This window comes from Rhodococcus sp. SMB37 (assembly GCF_004345605.1).
Taxonomy (GTDB): Bacteria; Actinomycetota; Actinomycetes; order Mycobacteriales; family Mycobacteriaceae; genus Rhodococcus.
The window spans coordinates 20,193-31,435 of the sequence record NZ_SLVY01000030.1; the positions used below are offsets into that span (position 1 = coordinate 20,193).

General features: G+C 66.4%; 9 protein-coding genes. 2 read left to right on the forward strand and 7 right to left on the reverse strand.

Annotated elements, in window-relative coordinates; all coding sequences use genetic code 11:
• Positions 1–182: 182 nt before the first annotated feature.
• Complete coding sequence (locus EV641_RS28390) at positions 183–2,477, reverse strand: ATP-binding protein (protein ID WP_132476816.1); 2,295 nt, start codon at positions 2,475–2,477, stop codon at positions 183–185.
• A 263-nt stretch (positions 2,478–2,740) separates the two neighbouring features.
• On the opposite strand from EV641_RS28390, the gene EV641_RS28395 reads away from it, so the two are divergent.
• Positions 2,741–3,694, forward strand: a complete 954-nt coding sequence (locus tag EV641_RS28395; protein WP_132476818.1) for a LysR family transcriptional regulator — start codon at positions 2,741–2,743, stop codon at positions 3,692–3,694.
• Positions 3,695–3,746: 52 nt separating this feature from the next.
• On the opposite strand, the gene EV641_RS28400 is transcribed toward EV641_RS28395, so the two are convergent.
• From EV641_RS28400 to EV641_RS28415, 4 genes are read right to left on the reverse strand one after another with little or no spacing between them, the layout of a single operon-like run.
• A complete protein-coding gene (locus EV641_RS28400) occupies positions 3,747–4,448 on the reverse strand; it encodes an SRPBCC family protein (RefSeq protein ID WP_054714748.1) in 702 nt (233 codons plus the stop codon).
• Between the two features lie 32 nt (positions 4,449–4,480).
• The gene (locus EV641_RS28405; RefSeq protein ID WP_132476820.1) at positions 4,481–5,335 is read right to left on the reverse strand and encodes a xanthine dehydrogenase family protein subunit M; all 855 of its coding nucleotides are present in this window, start codon (positions 5,333–5,335) and stop codon (positions 4,481–4,483) included.
• Complete coding sequence (locus tag EV641_RS28410) at positions 5,332–7,725, reverse strand: xanthine dehydrogenase family protein molybdopterin-binding subunit (protein WP_132476822.1); 2,394 nt, start codon at positions 7,723–7,725, stop codon at positions 5,332–5,334. The genes EV641_RS28405 and EV641_RS28410 overlap by 4 nt, the downstream gene beginning before the upstream one ends.
• Positions 7,722–8,207, reverse strand: coding sequence for a (2Fe-2S)-binding protein (locus EV641_RS28415; RefSeq protein ID WP_054714751.1), 486 nt, complete (start codon positions 8,205–8,207; stop codon positions 7,722–7,724). The genes EV641_RS28410 and EV641_RS28415 overlap by 4 nt, the downstream gene beginning before the upstream one ends.
• 160 nt (positions 8,208–8,367) lie before the next feature.
• On the opposite strand from EV641_RS28415, the gene EV641_RS28420 reads away from it, so the two are divergent.
• Positions 8,368–9,180, forward strand: coding sequence for a mycofactocin-coupled SDR family oxidoreductase (locus EV641_RS28420; RefSeq protein ID WP_132476824.1), 813 nt, complete (start codon positions 8,368–8,370; stop codon positions 9,178–9,180).
• 63 nt (positions 9,181–9,243) lie between these two features.
• Here the strand turns inward: EV641_RS28420 and EV641_RS28425 are convergent, their stop codons facing one another.
• Together EV641_RS28425 and EV641_RS28430 are read right to left on the reverse strand one after the other, a co-directional pair.
• On the reverse strand, positions 9,244–10,386 hold the full coding sequence (locus tag EV641_RS28425) for an XdhC family protein (protein WP_132476826.1): 1,143 nt from the start codon (positions 10,384–10,386) through the stop codon (positions 9,244–9,246).
• A partial coding sequence (locus tag EV641_RS28430; protein ID WP_132476828.1) for a VWA domain-containing protein occupies positions 10,379–11,243 on the reverse strand: 865 nt, incomplete at its 5' end. The genes EV641_RS28430 and EV641_RS28425, both read right to left, overlap by 8 nt.

Genomic DNA, 11,243 nt, shown 5'->3' on the forward strand with positions numbered 1-11,243 from the left:
CGAGGGGCCGAACGATTTTCTTCGGATCATGTGATTGTCGGCACGTTTTTCGGCAATGATTGCGAGAAGATCACGATCTCGACGTGGGTGCTGCGCTCAGTCGCGTGCTGCATCGACACGTACGGCTGACGACAGTGTCGTCAGCCGTACGTGTCGATGGTCAGTCCGTGGCCGGTACCGGCTCAGTCCTCGCGCCTGCTCGGCCACCGCTCGTGCAGGCGGCCGCGCTGGATGGTCGGGCTCGTGCCGGGGTTCTGTGGCCGAGGTGCGGGATCCTGCTGCCACTCGTCACCGTCCCCTTCGTTTCCCTGCTCGCCCTCGTACGGCCGGCCGTGCTGCGGGTTCTGACCGTACTGGGGCTCCGGCAGGTACTGGGACTGGGACTCGTTGCCGTACTGAGAGTCCGAACCGTATTGGGGCTCGGGGTCGTGGTGCGGAGTCGAGTCGTACTGCGGATTCGCGTCGTACTGGGCTGTGTTGTCGGAGAACGAATTCCTCTGTGGCAGCTGTCCCGCAGGTCGTTCGGAAATCTCCTGTGTGAGCGGGTACGGGTTGATGGCGTGCTCGGTCTCCGTTGCCGATCGCTGCAGCCGACGCGGACGGTCGATCTGGTACGTGTCGGTGACAGAGTTACCCACTCCCTTGAGGAGTCGGATGGGCAGGTAGACGCTCGCGGTGATACCGGCGTTGGTCGTGGAATCGAAGGTCGGGCGCAGTCGCACCGTGATCCCGTTGCGCGCAGCGAGGCGCGCGACGACGAACAGACCCATACGTCGGGCGGCACCCCAGTTGCCCTCGTCGTCGCTCGAGAGACGTTCGTTGATTTCGGCCAGTTCCTCGGCCGGGATACCGATTCCGCGGTCGGCGATCTCGAGCAGCAGCCCGCCGTCGACGGCGCGGGAGAACGCGAATGCGACGGTGCTGTCCGGTGGGGAGGCGCGGAGTGCGTTGTCGAGCAGCTCGGCGACGAGGTGCACGATGTCGGTGACGGAGCTGCCGAGCAGGCTGCCTTCCGGTGCGTTACCGAAATCGACACGCTGGTAGTTCTCGACCTGGGAGACCGCGGCGCGAAGCACGTCGCCCAACGGTGTGTCGGGCACGCGTCCCATGCGCTGACGGGTACCGGCAAGGACGAGCAACGAATCGCCGGTGCGACGCATACGTGCGGCGAGGTGGTCGAGTGCGAACAGGTTCTGGAGTCGCGTGGGATCGCGTTCTTCGTGCTCGAGCGAGTCGATGAGCGTGAGCTGCTGCTCGACGAGAGTTTTGTTCCGTCGCGCCAGGGTTTCGAGCATCTCGTTGACCTGACGTCGAAGCGCGGCCTGCTCACCTGCGAGGCGGAGTGCGCCGACGCTCATGTTGTCGACAGCGCGCGCGACTTCACCGATCTCCTCCCGGGTGGTGACGCGGATCGGCTCGAGGCTGACCGTCTCGATGTCGGCCCCGTTCTTGATGTCTGCGATCGCGTCCGGTAGGCCGACTTCGGCGGCCCGGAGGGTGTCGTTGCGGAGACGCCGCAGAGGTCGGATCAAGGAGGCCGCAACGAGCAGGGCGAGGCCGAGCGCGAGCGTGAGGACGACAGCCACGCCGATGGCCGTACCCCACGCGTTCCGGTTGGCCGTGGAGGCGAGGTCATCGAGCGTCGTGACGATACGGGTGCCGGCCCCGTCGACGACCTCCTGATAGATGGTCAGGGTCGCGAAGATGGAGTTGCGCAGTGCGGACACGTCGGTGGACGCGTCGTCGATACCCGCGATGAGGGCTCGTCGTTGGTCCATCAGCCCGTTGAGGGTGCTCGCTGTCTCGGGATCGCTCACGTTCTCGAGGAACAGCGCGAGCTTGCCGGCCTCGGCTGCCTGTGCATTGGTGAACATGAGGCTCGCTGCGTCGGACCCGTCCATGAGCGCACCGAACGCGACGATCTGGTCGATGATCTCCCACTGGGTGTCCCAGGTGGCGAGGAGCAGACCGGCATCGGCGAGCACCTGCGAGTCGCCGCTGGCGTCGACGATGCTCCGGAACACCAGGGTGATCCGGGAGACGAATCTCTGGAGCTGTTCGTGGAGTGCCTCGCGCGACGCCCCACCCTGCGCGGCGCTCTGGTAGAGGGCCTCGCCTTCTTGGATGGCGCGGGACACCTGGGCCATGAGCTGGGGGTCGAGGTCCGGGTCGGCGAGGAACGCGTCGAGCGTGGGCTCGCTCTCCGAGATGATCGCCGCGGCGTTGTCGGTGGGCAGGTGGATCATGGTTGCCAGGGCTGCACCGCCGACGCCCATGCTCCACTGCGCCAGCGAGGGGATGATCGTCACCCGCTCGGCTTGCTCGGAGTAGTGCCTCGCCTCTTGGACGGTGTCGTACACGCGCAGGCCGCCGTAGAGCGACGCGGCGATGAGGGGCACAGCGACAACCGCCGTGACCTTCTGCCACAGGCGCCAATTGTCCGGTGTCGGCAGCCGCAAGTTGCGGAAGAGGCTCATGGGGGTGGGCCTGGCCTTTCTGGTCCGTGTCTCACACCGGCCGGGCCGAAATCGGGATTTGCCCTGGGGAAAGGTTCGGCAATCTAACACTCAACCAGTGAGATCTGGGTCAGATTAGGGCTGTGTCATGCATTTATACAAATTGCATGTCCGATTCGGATAGTAGGTATTCGACGTAACAGATACCGGACGTTCAGTATGTAACGGGCGACTGGGATAGGATCCCGGAGGTCCGGTGATCCCCATTGAAGAGGAGAAATGCGGTGGAACTGCGACGAGTCGATCTGAATCTGCTCGTCGTTCTCGATGTCCTCCTCACCGAGTGCAATGTGACGAAGGCTGCACGCCGCCTGAACATGTCTCAACCCGCCACCAGCACCGCACTCGCGCGCCTGCGCAAACAGTTCGACGACCCCCTTCTGGTCAAGAGCGGACGAACACTGCGACCGACGCCGCGCGCACTCGCCCTCACCGAACCGCTACGACGTGTGCTGTCCACCGTGGAACGGTCGATCCTCACGGTCCCCGACTTCGATCCCGCGACGGCCGAGCGCGCCTTCACGCTGCTCACCGGGGACTATTCGGAGGTAACGCTGCTGCGGAACCTCCTGAGACGGAATCGGTACCGATCGCACGGCATCAGGTTCGACATGCAGCCGCTGTCGATGGCCGGGATCGAGGCCTTTCACCGACATGAGGTCGACCTCGCCGTGGTACCCGAGCAACTTCTGTCCACACCCGAATTCGAACAGTGCCGACGCCGAGTCGTCCTCCACGACCGATACGTCGGGGTGGTGTGGAGCGGACATCCGTATGCAGGTATCGAACTCACCGCGGATGTGCTCGCGGGCTACCCCCTGCTGTCCTATCTGCAGTACGGCGGCGACAAGAGTCTCGGCCGAACCCTGTCCCGAGCCGGGATCGCCACGAGGTCGTCGGCGACGACCACCAACATTGCAGTCCTGCCGTATGTGCTCGAGATGACCGATCTCGTGACGATCATCCCGGAGCGCATGGCACGGCGGATCGCAGGTGTGGCGCAACTACGTATCCTCGAACCGAACTTCTCGCTTCCCGCCGTGCGCGAGTGGGCGGTATGGCATGAGGAGTTCGACGACGACCCCGGCCACCGCTGGCTCCGCACCGAACTGTCGGTGATCGCCACCCCGGATCTGGCTGCCGGACTTCACGCCACGCGTCTCTCCGCGGTGACCTGAGGATCTTCCCCGGTCACCGCGAAGAGACGTGGTGATCAGTGCGGTGTGGTGATCAGTTCGACCGCTTGCGGAGAATCACCGCGAGGATCAAGGCGACAATTGCGACGACCCCCACGACCGGCGCGATGCGTTGCACCGCGGAGCCGCGCGCGTATTGCATGAGGTCGAGTGGCTCGGCCTCGGGCTGTGCCACCGGTGCTTTCGGTGCGCTCACGGTTGCTTTCGGTGCGCTCGCGGACGCCCCCGACGCTGCGGCGGCCGGAGTCGCAGCACTTGTGCTGTCGGCAGTGGCCTCCTCGGGCTCGACCGCTGCCGGACCGAGTTTCTTGGACAGGCACGCCGCGAACTGCTCGAGGATCTTGCCGCCGACGTCCGAGATCATGCCGCGGCCGAACTGCGCCGGCTTGCCCGTGATCGTCATGTCGGTGGTCACGGTGCCGTTGGTGTGGTCGCCCTCGCCGGTGAGCACGATGGTGATGGTCGCGCTGACGGTTCCGTTGCCCCGCGCGTCCTTCGCGTTCGCTTCGATGACTGCCCGCTTGGCCGACTCGTCCTTCTCGACGTAGACGCCGGTGCCCTTGTAGGTGAGCGCGACCGGGCCCAGCTTGACCTTCACCGTGCCGGTGAAGGTGTCGCCGTCCACACCGGTGAGCGTCGCCCCGGGCATACAGGGGGCGACCTTCTCCGGATCGAGCAGCGCGGCCCACACCTCGTCGACGGGTGCCGGTACGGACAGCTGGTGTTCGAGTTGCATCGGTCTCTCCTGCGTCGTTTCTGCGGGGCTACTCAGAGCCCCGCAGCGGTCGTCACGGCCCGCCGGGTGAGGACCGTCGCCAGGTGGCTCCGGTACTCGGCGTCGGCATTGCCGTCGGTCATCGGGTCGGTCCCGTCGGCCGCGTGTGAGGCGGCCGACGCGATCGTGCCGGCGGTGGCCGCTTGTCCGACGAGTGCTTCTTCGACCGCGCGGGCCCGCACGGGCACCGCCGCCATGTTCGTCAGAGCGACCTTCGCTTGTCGGATCGTGCCATTGTCGATGTCGATTGTCGCTGCGACACCCACGATCGACCACTGTTGCGCTGCGCGATGGAACTTCTCGTAGCGTGCCGCCCACTCCGTGTGCTTGGGAATGCGGATCTCCGCGAGGATTTCGCCGGGTTCGACTGCAGTCGTGAAGTAGTCCTGGAAGAAGTCCGCTGCCGAGACGGTGCGCCGACCCGACGGGCCGACGACGACGAATTCCGCGTCGAGCGCCAGTGCCGGAGCGGACAGATCGCCTGCGGGGTCGGCGTGGACGAGGGCCCCGCCGAGTGTTCCGCGGTGGCGGATCTGCGGGTCGGCGACGGTGGCGGTGGCTTCGGTCAGCAACCTCGCGTGTTGCGCGACGAGCGGATCGTTCAGCACCTCGTAGTGCGTGGTGGTCGCTCCGATCACCAGCGTGTCGCCGTCTTCACGGATACCGCGCAGGTCAGGGACTCGTCCGAGGTCCACCACGGTGGTCGGTGCTGCCATACGGAGCCGGAGCACGGGCATCAGGCTCTGCCCTCCGGCCAGCACCTTGGCGTCCTCACCGGCGTCGTTCAGCGCGGCGACGGCCTCGTCGAGAGTGGTCGGGGCGGCGTACTCGAATTCGGCGGGGATCATCGGTTTCCCTCCTGAGCGGAACGGATCGCGTGCCAGACCCGCATGGGTGTGCACGGCATGTCGATGGAGCGAACTCCGAGCGGACGGAGCGCATCGAGCACCGAGTTGACCACCGCGGGTGTCGACGCGATCGTGCCGGCCTCACCGACCCCCTTGACCCCGAGCGGGTTTCCCGGAGCAGGTGTGTCGGTGCGGTCGGTGGTGAAGTGCGGGAGGTCCACCGCCGTCGGCAGCAGGTATTCGGCGAACGAGCCGCTGAGCAGCGTTCCGGACTCGTCGTGGAGGGCCTCCTCGTACAGGGCCTGGGCGATGCCCTGCGCTAGACCGCCGTGCACCTGGCCTTCCACGATCAGGGGGTTCACCACGTGCCCGATGTCGTCGACGCACACGTACTTGCGGATTCGTGCGTGCCCGGTCTCGGTGTCGACTTCGATTGCGCACAGGTGGGTGCCGTGCGGGAACGAGAAGTTGTCGGGGTCGTATGCGGCCTCGGAATCGAGATTCGGTTCGACTCCGTCGGGCAGGTCGTGCGCAGCGAACACCGCAAGTGCGATGTCGGTGAGCGCAACGGCCTTCTCGGTTCCCTTCACCTTGAATCGGCCTTCGGCGAATTCGAGATCGTCCTCGGCACATTCCATCAGGTGCGCCGCGATCGGGCGGGCCTTCGCGACCACCTTCTCGGCTGCCTTGACCACGGCGATGCCGCCGACGGCAAGTGAGCGCGACCCGTACGTATCGAGTCCGCGGGGCGACGACTGGGTGTCGCCGTGCAGGATCTCGATGTCGTCGAACGGAATTCCGAGCTGATCGGCGACGATCTGGCTCCAGGCGGTCTCGTGACCCTGGCCGTGCGACGACGATCCGGTGACCACTTCGACCTTGCCGGTGGGCAGCATGCGGACGGCGGCGTGTTCCCACCCGCCGGCCCCGTACGACAGCGATCCGAGTACCCGCGACGGAGCGAGACCGCACATCTCGGTGAAGGTCGACACCCCGATGCCGAGTTGCACGGGATCGTTCGATTCGCGACGTTGCGCCTGCTCGCGCCGCAGGCCGTCGTAGTCGAACAACTCGCGGGCCTTCGCGGTGGCCGCTTCGTAGTTGCCCGAATCGTAGGTCAGCCCCGCTACCGAATCGAACGGGAACTCCTCGTGCTTGATCCAGTTCTTCTCGCGGATCTCGAGCGGATCCATCGACAGTTCGACGGCGAGTTCGTCCATCATGCGCTCGATCGCGAACGTCGCCTCCGGGCGCCCGGCACCGCGGTACGCGTCGGTGGGCACCTTGTTGGTGAACACGTTGGTGCAGGTGAAGTGGTAGGAGTCGAACTTGTAGATGCCGCTGAACATGAACGCCCCGAGGATCGGCACTCCAGAAGTGACGAGACGCAGGTACGCGCCCATGTCGGCGAGCAGTTCGACCTTGAATCCGGTGACGGTGCCGTCGCGTCGGGCAGCGAGGGTGAGCTTCTGGATCTGGTCGCGGCCGTGGTGCGCGGCGACCATCGACTCGCTGCGGGACTCGGTGTACTTGACGGGCTTGTGAAGTCGGCGCGCGATGAGCAGCGTGAGAACCTCTTCGGGGGTCACCTGCAGCTTGCCGCCGAACCCTCCGCCGACGTCGGGCGCGATCACCCGCAGTTTGTGTTCGGGAATGCCGAGCGACATCGCCAGCATCAGTCGCAGAATGTGCGGTACCTGGGTGGCCGACCACATCGTGATCTGCGTGGCGGTGGGGTCGACGACCACAGAGCGGGGTTCCATGAACGCGGGAATCAGTCGTTGCTGCCGGAAGGTGCGTTCGACGAGCACCTCCGCGTCGCGGATCGCGTCCTCGACGTTACCTCCGGAACCCGCTTCGGCCGAGTCGAATGTCCAGGTGGCGCTGCGGTTTGTTCCGAGATCGGGATGGACCAGTTCGGTGTCGGCGGCCGCGTCGGCGAGGTCGAGCACCACCGGCAGGTCCTCGTACTCGACGTCGATGACGTCGAGTGCGTCGTGTGCCTCGTACGTGGTGCGGGCAACCACGACGGCGACCGCTTCACCGGCGAAGTTGACGGTGTCGACGGCAAGCGACGGCGCGGGCGGAGCCAACTGATCTTCGGTGATCGGCCACGCGCACGGTAGGCTCCCCTGCTCCTCTGCGAGGTCGGCGCCCGTGTACACGGCGATGATGCCCGGCATCTTCTTCGCTTCCTCCACATCGATGCCGGTGATGCGGGCGTGTGAGAACGGGCTGCGCAGGATCGCAGCGTGCAACATGCCGGGGAGGACGATGTTGTCGGTCCACCGGGTCCGGCCGGTGATGAGGTGTTCGTCCTCCTTGCGGCGGCGCGACTGCCCGATCTCGAGGCCGTCCGAGCTGGAGGTGCGTGATTCGGTGGTGGTCATCGTGCTTCCTCCGCCCGGGTTCCCTGCATGCGCCGGGCAGCGTCCTGCGCGGCAGCGACGATGTTCTGATATCCCGTGCAGCGACAGAGATTTCCCTCGAGCCCGTGGCGAACCTGCTCTTCGTCCGGGTCGGGGTTCTCGTTCAACAGATCGACGGTCGCCATGATCATGCCGGGAGTGCAGTAACCGCACTGCAAGGCATGCGTCTCGCGGAACGCTTCCTGGACGGGGTGCAACGCGCCGTCCTTCGCGAGCCCCTCGACCGTCGTGACAGCCCTGTCGTCGGCCTGCACGGCGAGCACCGAGCAGGATTTGACGCTCTTGCCGTCCAGCAGGACGGTGCATGCACCGCAGTTGCTGGTGTCGCACCCCACCACGGTGCCCACCTTGCCGAGTCGTTCCCTCAGATAGTGGACGAGAAGGAGTCGGGGTTCGACGTCGTCGGTGTAGACCGCTCCGTCGACCGTGACAACGATGCGCATCGGACCTCCCAGTGCTTCGTACAGTCCCGTATGTATGCCCAGTGATATGGGTCACTGTCAGCTTCCTGCATCCCACGCGTAGAAAGGAGGTGATTGACGGAAATCTCTCGGCCGGATCGGCACTGTCGGCCGAAGCCTCCGACGGCGAGAGGAAATGCGCATGGCCCGGCTGGACAACAAGATCGCGTTCATCACTGGAGTAGCCCGTGGCCAGGGCCGCGCGCACGCCGTGCGGCTCGCGCGTGAAGGCGCGCAGATCGTCGGAATCGACCTCGCCGGCCCCCTGCCCGGCGTCCCCTACGATTCGGCGACCCCGGGCGACCTCGAGGAAACGAAGCGGCTCGTCGAGGCGGAAGGCGCGAAAGCGCACTTGGCGCAGTGCGACGTCCGCGACCTGGAGGGCATGACGAAGGTGGTCAACGAAGGGGTTGCGCAATTCGGCGGCCTCGACGTGGTGGTCGCCAATGCAGGTATCTGCATCCCGGAGACCTGGGACGAGGTCACTCCCACGAGCTTTCGCGACACTCTCGACATCAACGTCACCGGCGTATGGAACACGATCACCGCGACCGCGCCGCACCTCATCACCCGCGGTGGCGGGTCGATCGTCATCACCAGCTCACTCGCCGGTGTGAAGCTGCAGCCGTTCATGGTGCACTACACCACCAGCAAGCATGCGCTTGTCGGCATGGCCCGCGCATTCGCGGCGGAACTCGGGCAGCACGACATCCGTGTCAACAGCATTCATCCCGGTGCCGTGAACACCCCGATGGGTTCGGGAAGCATGCGCGAGCGCATCGCACAGACCGCGGAGTCCAATCCGCGCCTGGGCGGCATGACCATGCCGTTCCTGAACAAGTACATGGCGGAGGCCGACGAGATCGCGAACATGGTCGCGTTCCTGGCCTCCGACGAATCCGCGTTCGTCACCGCCCAGAGCCTGGCGATCGACGGCGGTGCCCAGTACTTCTGAGCAGGGCTTACGGCCGAATGTCACCTTCGGTCATTTCGACTGTATGAAGGTCACCTTCGGCCATCAGTGGGACGGGTGCGGCGAGAGTTCCTCGTGCGTGTGGATCGGTCCCTGCCGGTCCGCCAGGCGTTGTCCGCGTCCGCCCCAGCGCAGCGCGATGATCTCGGCACCGATCGACACGGCGGTCTCCTCGGGGGTGCGTGCACCGAGATCGAGGCCGATCGGCGAACTCAGCTCGTCGAGTTCGTCCTCGGTCATGCCGATCTCGCGCAGCCGGGTGAGCCGGTCGTAGTGCGTGCGACGCGAGCCCATCGCCCCTACGTAGGCGACGTCGATCCGCAACGCCACCTCGAGCAGCGGCACATCGAACTTGGGGTCGTGGGTGAGCACCGCGATCACTGTGCGTTTGTCGACCCGGCCGGCTTCGTGTTCGGCGGCGAGATAGCGGTGCGGCCAGTCGACGACCACCTCGTCGGCCGCGGGAAAACGTGCGGGGGTCGCGAACACGCCGCGCGCGTCGCACACCGTCACCCGGTAGCCGAGGAACGAACCGAGTGTGGCCATCGCAGCCGCGAAATCGATCGCGCCGAACACCAGGAGACGGGGTCGTGGCTGGAATGCGTTGACGAACACCGACATGCCTTCGCCGCGTCGCTGACCGTCGGGTCCGTAGTGCAGGGTGCCGGAACGGCCCACGTCGAGCAGACCACGCGCGTCGTCGGTGATCGCGTCGGTCATACGGGTGGAGGGAAGCTCGCCTGCAGCCCGGTCGGGCCACACCACCATGCGTCGCCCGACCACGGCGGGATCGGGATGTTCGGTGACGGTGGCGACCGCGACAGGTTCGCCCGCGTGGACCGAGTCGATGACGTCGCCGAGTGCGGTGAACTCTGCGGGATCGATGCGTTCGACGAAGACGTCGATGATGCCGCCGCAGGTCAGGCCGACTGCGAATGCGTCGTCGTCGGAGACCCCGTATCGCTGCAGGACTGCGTTGCCGTCGCCGATGACCTCCTGGCCCAGTTCGTAGACTGCGCCCTCGACGCACCCGCCGGACACACTGCCCGTGACGGTGCCGTCGCCGGCGACGAGCATCGAGGCGCCGGCTTCGCGTGGCGCGGACCGGAACGTCGAGACCACGGTGCCCAGTGCGACGGTTTCTCCGGCACGGTACCGGCGCTCGAGTTCGTCGAGAACATCACGCACGGTGGACCTCCTTCAGCAGTTCCTCCAACGTCGCAAGGCTGTGCCCGGCGAGCAGTCGGTCGAGATGCGGGAGTGCGGCCGAGATCCCGGACTGGATGGGTTCGTAGCCGGCGGCGCCCGCATGGGGGTTGACCCAGAGTACGGCGTGGGCGAGTCGGCGCAGCTGAGCCATCTGTTCGGCGAGCAAAGAGGTGTCGCCGCGTTCCCAGCCGTCGGAGAAGATGACGACGACGGCACCGCGTGCGATACCCCGTCGGCCCCAGCGGTCGAGGAACGCACGCAACGTGTCGCCGAGACGCGTGCCGCCGGCCCAGTCGGGGACGGTGTTCGATGCCGCGGCCAGTGCGCGTTCCGGATCGCGGGCGCGAAGGGCGCGCGAGAGGCGGGTCATGCGTGTGCCGAGGGAGAACACTTCGGTGCCCGACGGGTTGCTGCGGGTGACGACGTGCGCGAAGCGCAGGAGTGCGTCGGCGTAGGGGCTCATGGATCCGGAGACATCGATGAGCAGAACCACTCGACGTGGACGGGTCGTGCGGCGGTGCCGGGCGGGCCGGACTGTTTCGCCGCCCGCGGCGAGCATGGCCCGCAGAGTGCGCCTCGGGTCGACGGTGCCGCGTCGTGACGGTCGCAGTCGTGCTGCGGGTCGCCTCGGTGGGCGGGGTTTCAGCAGCGTGAGCATCTCGTCGAGGTGGGCGCGTTCGGCGGGGGTGAGTTCCGCGATGTCGCGGTGCCGCAGGATCTCGGTGTCGTCGGCCGCGACCTGGAGTCGCGGCGAGTCGTCGTCTCCGGTGTCGGTGGCGTTCGGCGAGGTGAGCGCGGCGACCGTCGCGGTGCGCTGCTGCTGTCCGGTGGTGCGG